Source organism: Effusibacillus sp. SKA8, from assembly GCF_058273125.1.
In genome coordinates, this window is the sequence record NZ_JBZCSF010000002.1 from 243,976 (window position 1) to 258,655 (window position 14,680).

General features: G+C 53.0%; 16 protein-coding genes. All 16 read right to left on the reverse strand.

Annotation, left to right across the window (positions count from 1 at the left end):
- Positions 1 to 20: 20 nt before the first annotated feature.
- A complete protein-coding gene (locus AC4ED1_RS03520) occupies positions 21 to 191 on the reverse strand; it encodes a hypothetical protein (RefSeq protein ID WP_490936017.1) in 171 nt (56 codons plus the stop codon).
- A gap of 146 nt (positions 192 to 337) precedes the next feature.
- Positions 338 to 646, reverse strand: a complete 309-nt coding sequence (locus AC4ED1_RS03525; RefSeq protein WP_490936018.1) for a hypothetical protein — start codon at positions 644 to 646, stop codon at positions 338 to 340.
- Positions 647 to 660: 14 nt separating this feature from the next.
- A complete protein-coding gene (gene mutY, locus AC4ED1_RS03530) occupies positions 661 to 1,740 on the reverse strand; it encodes an A/G-specific adenine glycosylase (RefSeq protein WP_490936019.1) in 1,080 nt (359 codons plus the stop codon).
- Between the two features lie 92 nt (positions 1,741 to 1,832).
- Entirely contained in the window at positions 1,833 to 2,198 is a 366-nt protein-coding gene (locus tag AC4ED1_RS03535) for a hypothetical protein (RefSeq protein ID WP_490936020.1), read from the reverse strand.
- 123 nt (positions 2,199 to 2,321) lie between these two features.
- A complete protein-coding gene (locus AC4ED1_RS03540) occupies positions 2,322 to 3,512 on the reverse strand; it encodes an ornithine--oxo-acid transaminase (protein WP_490936021.1) in 1,191 nt (396 codons plus the stop codon).
- Between the two features lie 100 nt (positions 3,513 to 3,612).
- The gene (locus AC4ED1_RS03545; RefSeq protein ID WP_490936022.1) at positions 3,613 to 4,728 is read right to left on the reverse strand and encodes an aminopeptidase; all 1,116 of its coding nucleotides are present in this window, start codon (positions 4,726 to 4,728) and stop codon (positions 3,613 to 3,615) included.
- A 170-nt stretch (positions 4,729 to 4,898) separates the two neighbouring features.
- Entirely contained in the window at positions 4,899 to 6,020 is a 1,122-nt protein-coding gene (gene nifV, locus AC4ED1_RS03550) for a homocitrate synthase (protein ID WP_490936023.1), read from the reverse strand.
- Positions 6,021 to 6,042: 22 nt separating this feature from the next.
- The gene (locus AC4ED1_RS03555) at positions 6,043 to 6,354 is read right to left on the reverse strand and encodes a nitrogenase-stabilizing/protective protein NifW (protein ID WP_490936024.1); all 312 of its coding nucleotides are present in this window, start codon (positions 6,352 to 6,354) and stop codon (positions 6,043 to 6,045) included.
- Position 6,355: 1 nt separating this feature from the next.
- Positions 6,356 to 7,120 carry a HesA/MoeB/ThiF family protein gene (locus AC4ED1_RS03560; protein ID WP_490936025.1) on the reverse strand — a complete coding sequence of 255 codons (765 nt, stop codon included), beginning with the start codon at positions 7,118 to 7,120 and terminating at the stop codon, positions 6,356 to 6,358.
- A 39-nt stretch (positions 7,121 to 7,159) separates the two neighbouring features.
- Positions 7,160 to 7,615, reverse strand: a complete 456-nt coding sequence (locus AC4ED1_RS03565) for a DUF269 domain-containing protein (protein WP_490936026.1) — start codon at positions 7,613 to 7,615, stop codon at positions 7,160 to 7,162.
- Entirely contained in the window at positions 7,602 to 7,997 is a 396-nt protein-coding gene (gene nifX / locus AC4ED1_RS03570) for a nitrogen fixation protein NifX (protein WP_490936027.1), read from the reverse strand. The genes AC4ED1_RS03565 and nifX overlap by 14 nt, the downstream gene beginning before the upstream one ends.
- Positions 7,972 to 9,303 (reverse strand): nitrogenase iron-molybdenum cofactor biosynthesis protein NifN, encoded by a 1,332-nt coding sequence (gene nifN / locus AC4ED1_RS03575; RefSeq protein ID WP_490936028.1) that lies wholly within the window; start codon positions 9,301 to 9,303, stop codon positions 7,972 to 7,974. Before nifN ends, nifX begins: the two co-directional genes overlap by 26 nt.
- Complete coding sequence (nifE, locus tag AC4ED1_RS03580; protein ID WP_490936029.1) at positions 9,293 to 10,663, reverse strand: nitrogenase iron-molybdenum cofactor biosynthesis protein NifE; 1,371 nt, start codon at positions 10,661 to 10,663, stop codon at positions 9,293 to 9,295. Before nifE ends, nifN begins: the two co-directional genes overlap by 11 nt.
- A gap of 64 nt (positions 10,664 to 10,727) precedes the next feature.
- Positions 10,728 to 12,257: a nitrogenase molybdenum-iron protein subunit beta gene (gene nifK / locus AC4ED1_RS03585; RefSeq protein ID WP_490936030.1), complete on the reverse strand. Its 1,530-nt coding sequence runs from the start codon at positions 12,255 to 12,257 to the stop codon at positions 10,728 to 10,730.
- Between the two features lie 29 nt (positions 12,258 to 12,286).
- Positions 12,287 to 13,732: a nitrogenase molybdenum-iron protein alpha chain gene (nifD, locus tag AC4ED1_RS03590; protein ID WP_490936031.1), complete on the reverse strand. Its 1,446-nt coding sequence runs from the start codon at positions 13,730 to 13,732 to the stop codon at positions 12,287 to 12,289.
- Positions 13,733 to 13,778: 46 nt separating this feature from the next.
- Positions 13,779 to 14,651 (reverse strand): nitrogenase iron protein, encoded by an 873-nt coding sequence (gene nifH, locus AC4ED1_RS03595; RefSeq protein ID WP_490936032.1) that lies wholly within the window; start codon positions 14,649 to 14,651, stop codon positions 13,779 to 13,781.
- Between the last annotated feature and the right edge of the window lie 29 nt (positions 14,652 to 14,680).

Genomic DNA, 14,680 nt, shown 5'->3' on the forward strand with positions numbered 1-14,680 from the left:
TTGACAAAAAGGTCGGCAGATCAGCAGGCCGATTGCGGCCCGTTCGGCACGCGTACCGTAAAATCATCCGCAAATTCGTCGTAATCAATTTGCACTTCCGTAATCTGGGAAGCGGCAAACGGGTCCAGCACGAAACGCAGGCCCTTGACGTCCACTTGGCGGTCTTGCGCTTGCGACTCATCCAGAGTCATCTGATATTTGGGGCCGCCTCAGCCCGGCGTGATCCTGATCCGTACGCAAAGATGCTCCTCGTTTTGCTCTTTTTGAATCTCTTTGATCTTCCCGACCGCAAAATCGGTAATCGCAATCACCGTGTCTGCCTCCGTTTACCCAGATTTTACACTTCCGAGAAAAACCAGATTTTCGTCGCTTCCCGTCCGCCTTGCAGCATCGCGTCCAATTCGGTTTGCAACCGCCGGTATTCGGTTTGTCCTCGCAGTTGCATGACGATCGATTCGTAATGCTCCATCGTATCGACGGTAAACGTTTCGATAAATTGATTCGGCCGGTGGTTGCTTTCCAGAACTTCAATGTCCGCCAGCCCCGCCTCCCGCATCAGGCGCTTAAACTCTTTCGTCCACCGCAAATACGCTTCCCGGTAACCGGGTGCGATTTTGTATTCGAAAAATCCCCGGACTTTTCCCATGTCCCGCGCCCCCCTCAGACCAATCCTTGCAGCGCCTTGGCCAATTTTTGATGTGCGACCGGCATCGGAAAATCGGCCAACTGCCAAACGCCCACCCAGCGTGCTCCTTCCGAATCCGGCAGCGGATCGCCCGCCAACACGCAGATATACGCCTGCAGATTCCAATGCAGGTGGCTGAACGTATGTTGGACACTGGCGAAATGGCTGTCGATCGCCAAGCGGAGCCCGAATTTTTCATGGAGGAGCCGCAGCAGAGCTTCCTCATGCGACTCGCCTGCCGCCACCTCGCCGCCGGGAAATTCCCACATCCCCGCCAGCAGGCCCTCCGGCGGCCGGCGTGCAATCAACACCGCATCCCCGTGCCGCACGATTCCAGCCGCGATCTCAACCGGGCGCGGCGGTTTCTTTTTCCCCTTGACCGGAAGTTCTTCCTGTACGCCCTCTTTGTACGCGCCGCAAACATCCTGCAGGGGACACACGGGACAACGGGGAGACTTGGGGATGCAGACGGTGGCCCCCAACTCCATCAGCGATTGATTGAAGCCGGCGGCTTCGCCCGGCGGTATCAGAAATTCCGCAAGCGCTTCGAACTTTTTGCGGGCGGCGGGCTTTGACACGTCGTCTTCAAGTAAGAAGACGCGCGACAATACACGAAACACATTGCCGTCGACCGCCGGCACCGGCGCGTTGTAAGCGATGGACAAGATCGCTCCTGACGTATAGGGGCCGACTCCCGGCAAAGACGAGATCTCCTCCGGCGTGTCGGGAATCCGTCCGCCGTATTTCGCGTGCACCTCACGGACGGCAGTTTGCAGATTCCGGGCCCGCGAGTAGTAACCAAGGCCTTCCCACAGCTTCAAAACTTCTTCCTCCGGGGCGGCTGCCAGCGCTTCCACCGTCGGAAACCGTTCAATGAACCGCTTCCAGTAGGGAATAACGGTTTCCACCCGCGTTTGTTGGAGCATCACTTCCGACACCCAGATTTTATACGGATCGTTTGTCCTGCGCCACGGCAGGTCGCGTTTGTTTTTGTCGTACCAGGTGAGCAGCCGTTTTCCGATTTCGGCCGCCAGTTCGCGACTCACATTGGCCATAGCAAAGCCCCTTTCTCCTTACTTCAATTATATGCGGGAAAAAGAGGCCTTGCCTAGTGTCCGCCCGGAATGGAAGGACGGACTTCCGGAACCTACCAGAGCCCGTATCTCATTCCGGGCATGGGAAGCGGTAAGGGATATGGCCCAGGATGCGGACTGGGAGGCATCGCATACAAGGGCATTGCATACATCCAGTAGCGGTATAGCTCAGGGTCTTGCGCAAATGCCGGATACGGTCCGGGCATCGCAACATATGACGGAACCGTTGCATCTGCCCCGGTGAGCCCCGCCGGTTCCCGTCCGCCCACCGCCGCTCCGGGTTTTTGGATGTCCGCTGCGGTATCCTCCCCTGCGGGAGCCTGCAAGATCGGCTGCGTCAATTCCTGTGAATCCGCAACCGGTTGTCCGGCGATTCCCTGCAAATCGGGCATTTGATACAGCAAAAAATACCTGTCCATTCGATCCCCTCCTGACAGAGAACGACTCAGTTCTTGATAAACATGGCAGATTCTCCTTTCAGGATATGCGGGATCGGGACATTTGCCCCAGCGGGGCCGCCGGTTTTTGCAGCCATTTCAAAACTAAGCCAGAACCTGCTTGATTTTCGCCAGAGCCCAATCGAGCTCCTCTTTCTTGATAATCAGGGGCGGCGCAAAGCGAATCGTCGTTTCGTGCGTCTCTTTGCACAAGAGCCCCAGTTCTTTCAGCCTCTCGCAATAAGGGCGCGCCGACCCGTTGAGCTCGACTCCGACAAACAATCCTCGGCCCCGGATTTCCTTGATCGCGGAGGTTTGGATCTCTTTCAGCTTCTGCAGGAAGTATTCCCCAAGTTCCGCCGACCGCTGCACCAAATTTTCCTCCACGATCACGTCCAGTGCCGCGTTCGCCACCGCGCACGCCAGCGGATTGCCGCCGAATGTCGAGCCGTGGGATCCCGGCTGGAACACGCCAAGAATCTCCCGATCCGCCGCCACCGCCGACACCGGCATCACGCCGCCCCCGAGCGCCTTCCCCAACACGTACACATCCGGCTTCACGCCTTCCCAGTCGCACGCAAACAGCTTGCCCGTCCGGCCGAGCCCCGTCTGGATTTCGTCCGCCACAAACAGCACCCGGTTTTCTTTGCAAATCTCATATGCCTGCCGCAAATACCCGACCGGCGGGATGATGATGCCCGCTTCGCCTTGGATCGGTTCTGTCAGGAAGGCGGCCGTGTTCGGCATAATCGCCTGTTTCAGGGCCTCGATGTCCCCGAAGGGAACGATCTTGAAGCCAGGGGTTAACGGCCCGAATCCCCGCTTGTACTCCTCGTCGGACGAAAAGGAGATGACGGTTGTGGTACGGCCGTGGAAATTCCCCGTGCAAACGATGATTTCCGCCTGGTTGTCCGGCACTTTTTTCACGTCGTACGCCCAGCGGCGCACCGCTTTGATCGCCGTTTCCACCGCTTCCGCCCCGGTGTTCATCGGCAGGATCATGTTTTTGCCGGTGAGGTTCGCCAATTTTTCATAGAAAATGTTCAACCGGTCGTTGTGAAAGGCGCGGGACGTCAGAGTCACCCGGTCGGCCTGCTCCTTGAGGGCCCGGATAATGCGCGGATGGCGGTGCCCCTGGTTGAGGGCGGAATAGGCGCTCAGCATATCTAGGTACCGGTTTCCTTCCGGGTCTTCGACCCAGACGCCTTCCGCCTTGGATATGACAATCGGCAGCGGATGGTAATTGCGCGCCCCGTAGGTTTCCGTTTGTCGAATAATCTCCTGTGTGGACGGCATCGTTTCCCTTCCTCCATTCGGTTCAAGCGGCGTGGTTATGGCGGACATAATATCCGTTTGCCTTCAAGCGTTTCCGCTGGGAATGCCTTTGGGTTAAGATCTATCTTAGATGTTCCGGGTTCAACGGTTCCAGCTCCGGCACAACAAACCGGCCGTCTTTCCGGATCAGTTTGTCATCGAACCAGATTTCGCCGCCGCCGTATTCGGGCCGTTGAATCAGGACCATATCCCAGTGAATGGCCGATTTGTTCCCGTTATACGCGTCATCGTAGCATTGCCCCGGCGTAAAATGCAGGCTGCCGTCGATCTTTTCGTCAAACAAAATGTCTTTCATCGGCTCCCGGATATACGGGTTGAACCCGATCGCAAATTCTCCCACGTAACGGGCGCCTTCGTCGGTATCCAAAATTTTGTTGATCCGCTCCGTGTCGTTGGCCGTCGCCTTCACGATTTTCCCGTCCTTAAACTCCAGGCGCACGTTCTCGAAGGTGAATCCCTGGTACGGAGTCGGCGTGTTGTAGGTGATCACACCGTTTACGGAATCGCGTACCGGCGCCGTGAACACTTCTCCGTCCGGAATGTTGAATTCCCCGTCGCATTTGACCGCCCCGATGCCCTTGACGGAAAAAGTCAATTCGGTTCCGGGGCCGACAATTTTCACCCTGTCCGTTTTGTCCATCAGTTCTTTGAGCGGGTCCATCGCCTTGGACATTTTCGCATAGTCCATCGTACAGACATCGAAATAGAAGTCCTCGAAAGCTTCCGTGCTCATGTTGGCCAACTGCGCCATCGACGGACCGGGATAGCGGAGAACCACCCATTTTGTCTTTTTGACGCGCAATTCGCTGTGCACCGTATGCTGGTACAGCCGCGAATACAGTTTCATCTTGTCGTCGGGCACATCGGAGAGTTCGGAGATATTCTGCCCGCCGCGCACGCCGATGTATGCCTGCATTTTCTCCATCTGAAAACGGTCGATTTCCGCCCACGTTGCAAACTGTTCTTCCGTTCCTCCCAGCAAAAGCTGGCGGATCACCGAATGATCCCGCAGATTGACATACGGACGTCCCCCCGCTTTCTGCACCGCTTTGACAATTTCTTTCACCAGCGGCGTGTCGATTCCGAAAGCTTCAATCAACACATTCTCGCCCTTTTGCACTTTCGTGGAATAGTTGACCAGCACATCTGCCAATTTTGTAAGGCGTGGATCTACCATCCGCTCGTTCCCCTTTCCGTGGTTTGTCGGATCTGTGCAAACACTTTCATTGTACCCTACCGGTCGATGAGGTTCCAGTGAACACCCCCCGCAAAAGCAAAAGACCCTGAACCGCTGGCGCGGTTAGAGTCTCAAGTCAGCCGGCAGAGGCGAAAGCGGCAGCTCTCCCCTCACAGTGTCTGCCGTAAAATTCCGATCAATTCCGACACTTCAACAGTCCGTTTCTTCCGGGCGGCCAAAGCCCGCACCCGTTCCAGCAACTCTTTTCCCTGCCTCTTGTCGATCCTGATGCCTTCTTGTCTTAACAAGTACACGATAGTGTTTGAGCCCGAATGCTTGCCCAACACAAATCGATGGTCCCGTCCCACTTCCACTGGATCAAAACTTTGATACGTTGCCCGGTTTTTTAAAAAACCGTCAACGTGAATTCCCGACTCATGCGTGTAAACCAATGCGCCTACAATCGGTTTGGATTCGGGCAGCGTTCGTCCGGACGCTTGGCTTACCGCTTGGGCCAGAGGATGAAGAAAGGCGGGGTTTACGTTCACTTCCCCTTGATACAAATGCCGCCATGCCATGACAACCTCTTCCAAAGAAGCATTCCCCGCCCGCTCCCCCAGCCCCAGGATCGTGGTGCTCGCACACTTCGCACCCGCCGATAATGCGGCAAGCGTATTGGCGGTAGCCAGACCAAAGTCATTGTGGCAATGTATTTCCAACTGGACGTCTTCCGGACATTCCGCTACGATCTTTGCGATCGCAGATTGAGTCACGGACGGGGTCAGAACGGAAACGGTATCCGCATAACGAAAACGGCGAATTCCGTCTCCGTAGAGCAGATGAATCAGTTCGATGATATAAGGCGTATACGCGCGGGAGGCATCTTCAAAACCAACCGAAACGTGCAAGTCGAATCGTTTTGCATAGTCAACGGCGCGGCGAACCATCGTAACGACCTCCTGCCGGCTTCTCCTCAACTTTGACTCGATCTGGATATCCGACGTTGGAATCGACAGATGAACCCAATTGACGCCTGTCGCCCTTGAAGCGTCAATATCCTGTTTTAATGCGCGATTCCATGTTAACAACTGCATAGGCAGTTGCAAATCCACGATGGAACCGATAACCTCCTGTTCTTCCTTCCCCATGGCCGGAATCCCGATTTCAGCCTGTTCAACGCCCGCTTCGGCCAGCAATTTTACAATCTTTCTCTTTTCTTCGGGAGAAAACACGACGCCCGCTGCTTGCTCCCCATCCCGCAAAGTCGTGTCGCAAATATGAATGAGCCCCATTGCATTTCCCCTCCTGCTCCTTCTATTTCCGGAGACAATTGAGTCTGCATCCGGAACAGGCGGATGTCTTTCGCTGGCCCAAACTTTCCCGTTCTCCCGGTTCCGGCGGAAAATGCAACAAGTCGTGATAAGACTTTAACAAGAAGGAACGCTGTTTTTCCCATACTTGAGAATCTACCGGATCCGCGCCGAGCAACCGTTCGCGTTGCAGATAGTCCCGAAACCGTTTCAGGATATGAAAACGCCTGACCGTAACGATATGGCTGTTGTAAGGAATCTGATAGAAATCAAAAAAGTCTTCCACGCTCCGTAAATCCTGCAAACGGGTTTTCATGTCAGTTCACCTTCCGACCGGAACAGTGTAAACAATTTGGGTTGCGTTTCACCTTAACCTTGTAAGTGCTCCAGTTAAGCGTATCAATGCGATAAAGGATATTAAAATAGGGCGTTCCGATTCCCGTTATCAGTTTGATCGCTTCAATCGCCGCAAGGCATCCCGCGATTCCTGAAGTGGCCCCTAAGACAGGAAACCCAAACGGTTCCCAGACTTGGTTTTGCTCCGGATGGATACAGGCAAGACAAGGCGTAATTCCCGGCGCTATCGTTGTCAATGAAACTTCAAAACCGTACATGGCCGCCTCAACCATCGGTTTCCCGCAATCGACGCAAAGGCGGTTCAACTCGTAGCGTTCCGGGAAATCATACCGGGCATCGACAACGACGTCGGACGAGTCAACCCATTTCCGGGCCCGGTCGTAACTTATTTTTTCCGGGTATCCCTCAATCGTCACGTTCGGGTTGATTCGCTTTAAGCTTTTGACTGCACACGCGATCCTTTCTTCTCCCACCTTGTCGCTGTCCATCAAGATCTGACGGTTGAGATCCGGAAGTGCAATGTTCCCCTCATGTGCAAGTATCAATCTGCCGATACCGGCCGCGGCAAGATAAATAGCGGCTGTACCCCCCAGGCCGCCAATACCTGCAATAAACACTGTCGCTTCTTGCAGCTTCCGCTGCCCTTCCTCTCCAAGCAATTTCAACTGCCGGCTATACCGGAGGTGAGAATCGAAAGCGGGCGATTGACTGGACACGAATCCCATGCGACTCTCTCCTTATACAGAAGACATGGCAACAATCAGTTACAAATTTGCGACTGCCGGATATTTCTCCAGCCAGGATAACCCTTCGGAAACATGCTGATTTCCCGCTTTGTCCACCTGTTCAAGTTCCGTAAAAGCAAACTTCTGCGTTCCCCGTATGCTCTTGTTTAACAGAATCAGCCTTCCGGAATAAAGAATCACCCGTCCGATTCCCTCATTGTTCAATTCCACGATGCTGCTCACGATCTTCCCCGACTTCTGTTCGATTGCAAAGGCAACTGCCTGGAAAAACATGGAGATTCTCTCTTTAACTTTTGCGTCAACAACTCCGCACATTTCTCCTTCCCGCTTTTCCTCCGGCGTTACCAGCATAACCCGTTCCAGTCTTTCCGCAAGGGCAAGATTTCGATACAATCCCATCGCATCGTTGGCATGTATCACTTTATCAAGATTTTCCAAGAAAAGAAAAGAAATCCCTTCCTTATTGACACTCATGGGTCTCTTCCTTTCGTTGATTTTGTTTCATTAACTTCACAAGCCAAATCGGAGGCCTGGTTTGCAACATTTGCAACAGCCGGTCCAACTGTTCGAGAATCGACGTACCGTCCTCCACCTTAACGGGCATGATTTGCTTTCGTGTCACTTTCGCCGCCGCGGAAGCGCCAATTTGCGTAATAAACAGCAGGGAACAATCGCGGATCGCATCGATCCTCGCTTCGATACGCCCGATTTCATCCCCTTCCGCCGCTTCGGTCACCTGCCTCGTCTCTGACCATTCATATTTCTCCGGCGTAATTTCATAGATCATAAATGACTTGCAGTGGCCAAAATGCGAATTGATCGCCCTTCCGTCATCGGTTGCAAACGCCACCTTCATGCTGCTCGTTCCCCCTTTCCTTCACCAACGGATTGGCAAATTTAATAATCAGCTCCGTCGTCCCCCGATAGCCGACACCGGTCAACAGAGACGCTCCCAATTGGTCGAATACCGGGAAGCCGATAGCCACAAACGGAACCCCTTTTCGTCTGGCCCCTTGATTTCCGTGGGAATTGCTGATCCACAGATCGGCGCCCGCCGCCATTTCTTCCAAATCGCCCAAATCGCCGATCCAAACTTCTTCCTCCAATTGCGACAATACCGGCGAAGACTCGGTCGTCACAAGACCGCGCAGCTCAACCCCCAATTCTTTCAACAAACCGGCCACGGAAAACAAGTGATCCGGCTCCAATGCAACCACCGCCGAGCTTCCGGCATAATAAAAGTGGGCGTCCAGCATGCAATCGAGCAAATTTTCCCGCTGCAAACGATAGCGAACGGGTACCGGCTGCCGGCTGATTGACTGGAGAAACCAGAAAAATTCGTCACACGCCTTTAGCCCTGTTACACTCGGAAACAGACGATAAGGGATGCCGGCGAACTTTTCAATTTTTTGGGCCGTTCGTTCCATGCTGGCGCCTACCGCAATCGTCAACTCCGCAGTGGACATTTGATAAAGTGAATCAAGCCGAATGCCGCCTCGGCTGAGCGGAGAAAATCCGGATAAAAGATGACCGGACAAAGAAGCCGAGAGATCGGGAATCGCAATCACCTCAAGGCCGAAAGAAGTGAGGATGTCTTTCAATTCCGTGACATCGCCGGGTGTCAGATGCGCACCAGGAAGCAAATTCACGCGATTGCGCACCGGCCGGTATTGCAATTGCTCCTTCCTTTGCGTCAGAAGTTCCGTGACTACGGATTCCACCGCAAGCGCGTATCCCGACTCCAAAGACCCCTGATAATCGGGTAGCGGTACAGGCACGATCAAACTGTCTTGGATCTGACGATCCTTGATATAGCTCCTCACGTTTCCGCACAGATCATCCCCGGCCACTTCCGTGAGACTCGTGCCAAAAACCCCGATGATATCCGGGCGGTGTTTGTCCCGGATCGCATCGAGCGCTTCGACCATGCATTTGTCCGCGCCGAAAATCACATTCATCTCCTGCAGCGCCGAAGTTTGAACGGCGATAGGCTCCCGATAATGACGGGTCATCAACGCTTTGATGAACGCGGCGCACCCCTGAGAACCGTGGATGAGCGGCATAGCCCTGTAAAATCCTTGCAAAGCAAGAGTGCCTCCCAACGGCCGGCTTACTTTCAACGGATTGACAGATACCGCTTTTTTCGTCATTTTAACCGCCATCGGATACCTCCCCCTCCCATGGGGCTTTCTCCCGCACAAGTTGCCAGACGGGATGCTCAAGGGAATGGACGAGATGCCTAGCGAGCCTTTTTAATCCCGTATACCCCGCATAAGCGGCATGCCGTTCCTGATTGATATCCAAAAATGGAATTTGCTCTTTCAGCGCCACATACATATTCCGTCCGCCCGCTATGATCATGTCGGCCTTTTTGTCGCGAACCGTTTTCAGGATGCGGCTGGCACCGCCCTGATCGATGAGTTCCGCTTCCGGCCCCACTCTTTCTTTGATTCTTGTAATATCCTCCAGCGTGCTTTTGTTTGTTCCAACCCCTACCACTTCCATCCCCAGTTCCTGCAGCGCTGTAATAACCGACCAGCTTTTGACGCCCCCCGTATAGAGAACCGCGCGTTTGCCCTGCAACACGCGACGGTACTCGGCAAGATCTCTTTCCAGCTTTTCTTCTTCTTTTGCAACCAGTTCATGGACACGCCGTTCGATCTCCCTGTCATTCAGATGAAAAGCGATTTGGCGCAAAGAAGAACTTGTTTCCTTTGACCCGTAGAAAGATCCTTCAAAATATGGGATTCCATACCGTTCCTTCATGGTTCTCGCCACATTGATCAAAGCGCGGCTGCAAACAACCATATTCACTTTCGCGCGATGGGCGTAACGAATTTCATGAAAGCGTCCGTCCCCTGTAATCCTTGATAATACGCGGATCCCCACCTGTTCAAACAAAGGTTTGATCTCCCAGAATTCACCGGCAATGTTGTATTCGCCAATCAAGTTGATATCATAAGGAGTCGTTTCTTCAGGCTCGGCAGTTCCGATCACATACCGCAGCAACGCTTCCCCCGCAAGCCGGGTTCCAAGATTTTTGCTCCCCACAAATCCCGGACTGGTTACCGGAATTACAGGAATCCCCCATTTTTTTGCTTCGCTTGCGCAAATCGCTTCCAGGTCTTCGCCCGTTAACGCGGTTACACAAGTGGAATAGACAAAGATCGCCGGCGGCTGAAACCGTTCAAACAGTTCCGCAATGGCTTGCCGCAATTTGTGTTCACTGCCGAAAATGATTTCATATTCGGTCAAATCGGTTGTAAAACCGTATTGGTAAAGAAGAGGGCCTGAAGACAGGCTGCCTCTTCCTTCCCAACTGTTCCCGGCGCATGCAAGCGGGCCGTGAACGAGATGAGCTGCGTCAGCAATTGGTACTAACGTGATCTGGGCTCCATCAAAGGAACACCCTCCGGCAGCTTCGCCGGGCTTGGGTCTGGCACACCCTTTATGAACCTTCCGGTTCGCTTGATTGTGCTCACAGGCAGGTTCATGGAACGCTTCAAGCGCAAGCTGTTTCACAACTCATCCCTCCAAACTCCTCCCGCCAAAGTGGGACATGTTTTGATTGAACGATATATCGGGACTACCTGACGACGTCAAAGCTGTGAGCGGGCGACTTGTCATCCAAATCCTGCAACAGCGTATTCACCATCTGCGTCAACACGTTTAATGTTCCTTGATAACCGATAATTGGGTAGCGGTGCAGATGATGGCGGTCAAAAATCGGGAATCCGATTCGCACCAGCGGAATACCGGCATCCTTGGCGGCAAATTTCATAAACGTGCTGCCGATGGCGAAGTCGACCGGATCGGTCAGCAGGAGGGAGCGCAGATGCCACAAGTCCTTGCCGGCATATACTTTTCCCTCGATTCCATAAGGACTTGTCGCCAACAAGGCTTCCGCTTCCTGGGCAAACTCTTTGTCCCCGTTTGTGCAGACAATATGAACGGGTTCAATCCCGATTTCCAGACAGAAAGAAATCAAACCCAACAGCAAATCGGGATCACCGGCCATGGCTACACGCTTTCCGTGCAGGTAAGCGTGCGAATCCGTCATCGCGTCGACAACGCGTCCCCGCTCATTCTTTAAGGTTTGCGGAATCGGCTTGCCGGTCAATTCGCTGATTTGCATCAGCAACTGATCCGTGTAACCGATCCCGATCGGCACCGGCATCGCAAACGTTTGCTGTTTCCATGTTTCCTGAATGTATTCCATGGTTCTCTTCGTTGAATATTTCTGCAATGCAAAGGTTGCTTTGGCGCCTGCCGCCTGCGCGGCCTCTTCCAGTTTTGTGCCGCCATAGTAATAACGGTATTCTCCATCGGCCGGCGAATCGAGATTCTCGCTGTGATCTCCCAGGATGGTATAGTCAACTTCCATCAGATCCAGGATTCTTTTTAGTTCGGCAAAGTTTCCGGTATACGTCTCAAAGCCGGGAATGATGTTGATTTTTCCGGTGTTGGCCTTGTTTTGCAAACCGCCGTTTTTCTCGGAAAGATAGCTTAAAATGGAACGCATCATGTTATCGTAACCGGTAATGTGCGATCCGACGAAACTCGGCGTGTTGGCATAGGGAACGGGAAATTCCCTGCTGATGGCTCCCTCTTGCCGGGCATTTTCAATAAACGCCCCCAGATCGTCACCGATCACTTCAGCCATGCAGGTCGTGCTGAGGGCTACCATATCAGGCTTATACAAGGTTGTGCAGTTTTGCAATCCCTCTATCAGGTTTCGCAAACCGCCGAATACGGCCCCGTCTTCCGTCATGGATGAAGAAACGCAGGGAACGGGTTCCTTGAAATGGCGGGCGAAATGGCTGCGAAAATAGGCCACGCACCCTTGCGATCCGTGAACGTAAGGCAGCGTCTTTTCAAATCCGAGGGCTGCTAGCACAGCGCCAAGGGGCTGACATGCCTTGGCCGGATTAATGGTTAAGGATTCACGGGCAAAATTCTTTTCTTTATACTCTTCCGTTTTCAAATATTCTGCGGTCTCCTCGACTTCCTGCAAGGAACAGGGCGCTTCGAATTCTCGCTTATCCTCCGCCTGCTTCACGTATGTTTCACTTTGAAACAGCGTATTGTGATCTTTGATATCCAGTCGCTTGGTCATCCTTCGTCACCCCTTCTTACCCTTCCTTATCAGTACGGCGATTTCAACAGCCCCCAGACCGGACTGTTTACGGCGATGTCCATATCCCGGGCAAAGACTTTAAACCCGTCAAATCCGTGATACGGCCCGCTATAATCCCACGAATGCATTTGTCTGAAGGGAATCCCCATTTTGTGGTACACATACTTTTCTTTGATGCCGGACCCCATCAGATCAATCCCCAGTTTTTGCGCCAAGAATTCCAAGTCGTAGGCGGTCGGATCGTCATAAATGATGGTACCCTCTTTTAACTGTTTGTAAGTCCGTTCATAATCATCTTTATGGGCAAACTCATACCCGGTTCCGACCACTTCCATCCCGAGATCCTCGTAAGCGCCAATCGTGTGCCGCGGGCGCAATCCTCCGACAAGCAGCATCACTTTTTTCCCTTCCAGGCGAGGGCGGTATTTTTCAATGACGGCATCCATTTCCGGCTTGTATTTCGCGATTACTTTCTCGCAGTTTTCCTGGATCCGTTCGTCGAAACGGGCCGCGATCTTACGCAGGCTTTCATACGTTTTAGTCGGTCCGAAGAAATTGTATTCCATCCAGGGAATGCCGTATTTTTCTTCCATGAACGTACAAATGTAGTTCATGGAGCGGTAGCAGTGGATCAGATTGAGTTTCGCTTTGTGCGTAACGGCCAATTCATTGAACGTACCGTCGCCCGACCATTGGGCGATGACGCGAAGCCCCATTTCTTCCAGCAAAATGCGGGACGCCCAGGCATCGCCGCCGATGTTGTAATCCCCGATAATGGCGACATCGTACGGACCCGTTTCTGCAAGTTCCCTTGTCCCGATCACATAATCGCGAATGGTATCGTTGGCGATATGGTGACCGAGCGACTGGCTGACCCCCCGAAACCCTTCGCAGCGGACGGGAATGACCGGAATCCCCAACTCTCTCGTCATTTTCTTCGCTACCGCTTCAATATCGTCACCTATCAATCCAACCGGACATTCCGATTGAATCGTAATCCCCTTGGCCAGCGGAAACATCTCTATTATTTCGCGGCAGATCTGTTCCAGCTTCTTGTCTCCGCCAAACACGATGTCCCGCTCCTGAAAATCGCTGGTCACCTGCATCGCGACAAAGTTGTTGACACCAAGCACGCCATTGGCATAGTTGCGGCGCGTTCCCCAACTGTATTGACCGCAGCCGACCGGACCGTGGCTGATGTGCACCATGTCCTTAATCGGCCCCCAGACGACGCCCTTTGACCCAGCGTACGCGCATCCGCGAACCGTCATCACACCCGGACGGGATTTTACGTTCGATTTGATTGAACACTTCCCGGTCTCGATCGCTTCCTGGGAATTGACCTCAAAGTGCTTTTTCCTTTCCTTTTTGACTTTGTCGGGATACGCCTCAAGCAACTTCTCAACCAATTTTTCGCTGCTTTCTTTTGTTATGGTTTTCGTATCGACACTCATTTCGCGGACCTCCTTTTTGTCTCGATGAGTGCTTCAGTTGATTGCATTAGCTCACCGCTTCACTTGCCTCAAGTTTCTTCAATTGCGTCTCTTCGTCTTCGATGACTCCGTATTCCAGCAGCAATTCTTCCAATTCGTCCATGCTGATCGGAGTCGGGATCGTCAACATGTCGTTTTCCAAAATCTTCTTCGCCAATATTTCGTATTCTTTCGCTTGCGGATGTTCCGGATCGTATTGGGCAACCGTCATCTTGCGCAATTCGGCGCGCTGAACGATATTATGACGCGGCAAGAAATGAATCATTTGCGTGTTCAAGCGGCGAGCCAACTCTTGAATCAATTCTTCTTCCCGGTCCGTATTCCGGCTGTTGCAGATCAATCCCCCAAGCCGGACGCCCCCGCTGTTGGCGTACTTCAAAATCCCGCGGGCGATATTGTTCGCTGCATACATGGCCATCATCTCGCCGGAACAGACGATATAGATCTCCTGTGCTTTGTTTTCGCGAATCGGCATGGCAAATCCGCCGCAAACAACGTCCCCCAGGACATCATACGAGACGAAATCCAATCCTTCGTAGGCCCCTTGTTCTTCCAGGAAGGTAATGGATGTAATGATTCCCCTGCCGGCACATCCCACTCCGGGTTCCGGTCCCCCTGATTCCACGCATTTAATCCCGCCAAAACCTTCCGCCATCACATCCTCAAGTTCCAGTTCTTCAACGGACCCTCGTTCCGCCGCCAGATGCAGGACAGACTGCTGGGCTTTTTGGTTCAAAATCAAACGTGTGGAGTCGGCTTTCGGGTCACATCCGACAATCATGATTTTTTGACCGAACTTTGTCGCCAATTGTGCCAATGTATTTTGCGAAGTGGTCGACTTCCCGATTCCGCCTTTTCCATAGAAAGCAATTTGACGCATTTGATCTTCCCCCTAAATTCTTGATTTAT

Bases quoted from the DNA above. Each gene is read 5' to 3' on its own strand.
- AC4ED1_RS03520 (WP_490936017.1), bottom strand. From the start codon at position 191: ATGACTCTGGATGAGTCGCAAGCGCAAGACCGCCAAGTGGACGTCAAG.
- AC4ED1_RS03525 (WP_490936018.1), bottom strand. From the start codon at position 646: ATGGGAAAAGTCCGGGGATTTTTCGAATACAAAATCGCACCCGGTTAC.
- mutY (WP_490936019.1), bottom strand. From the start codon at position 1,740: ATGGCCAATGTGAGTCGCGAACTGGCGGCCGAAATCGGAAAACGGCTG.
- AC4ED1_RS03535 (WP_490936020.1), bottom strand. From the start codon at position 2,198: ATGGACAGGTATTTTTTGCTGTATCAAATGCCCGATTTGCAGGGAATC.
- AC4ED1_RS03540 (WP_490936021.1), bottom strand. From the start codon at position 3,512: ATGCCGTCCACACAGGAGATTATTCGACAAACGGAAACCTACGGGGCG.
- AC4ED1_RS03545 (WP_490936022.1), bottom strand. From the start codon at position 4,728: ATGGTAGATCCACGCCTTACAAAATTGGCAGATGTGCTGGTCAACTAT.
- nifV (WP_490936023.1), bottom strand. From the start codon at position 6,020: ATGGGGCTCATTCATATTTGCGACACGACTTTGCGGGATGGGGAGCAA.
- AC4ED1_RS03555 (WP_490936024.1), bottom strand. From the start codon at position 6,354: ATGAAAACCCGTTTGCAGGATTTACGGAGCGTGGAAGACTTTTTTGAT.
- AC4ED1_RS03560 (WP_490936025.1), bottom strand. From the start codon at position 7,120: ATGGGATTCGTGTCCAGTCAATCGCCCGCTTTCGATTCTCACCTCCGG.
- AC4ED1_RS03565 (WP_490936026.1), bottom strand. From the start codon at position 7,615: ATGAGTGTCAATAAGGAAGGGATTTCTTTTCTTTTCTTGGAAAATCTT.
- nifX (WP_490936027.1), bottom strand. From the start codon at position 7,997: ATGAAGGTGGCGTTTGCAACCGATGACGGAAGGGCGATCAATTCGCAT.
- nifN (WP_490936028.1), bottom strand. From the start codon at position 9,303: ATGGCGGTTAAAATGACGAAAAAAGCGGTATCTGTCAATCCGTTGAAA.
- nifK (WP_490936030.1), bottom strand. From the start codon at position 12,257: ATGACCAAGCGACTGGATATCAAAGATCACAATACGCTGTTTCAAAGT.
- nifD (WP_490936031.1), bottom strand. From the start codon at position 13,732: ATGAGTGTCGATACGAAAACCATAACAAAAGAAAGCAGCGAAAAATTG.
- nifH (WP_490936032.1), bottom strand. From the start codon at position 14,651: ATGCGTCAAATTGCTTTCTATGGAAAAGGCGGAATCGGGAAGTCGACC.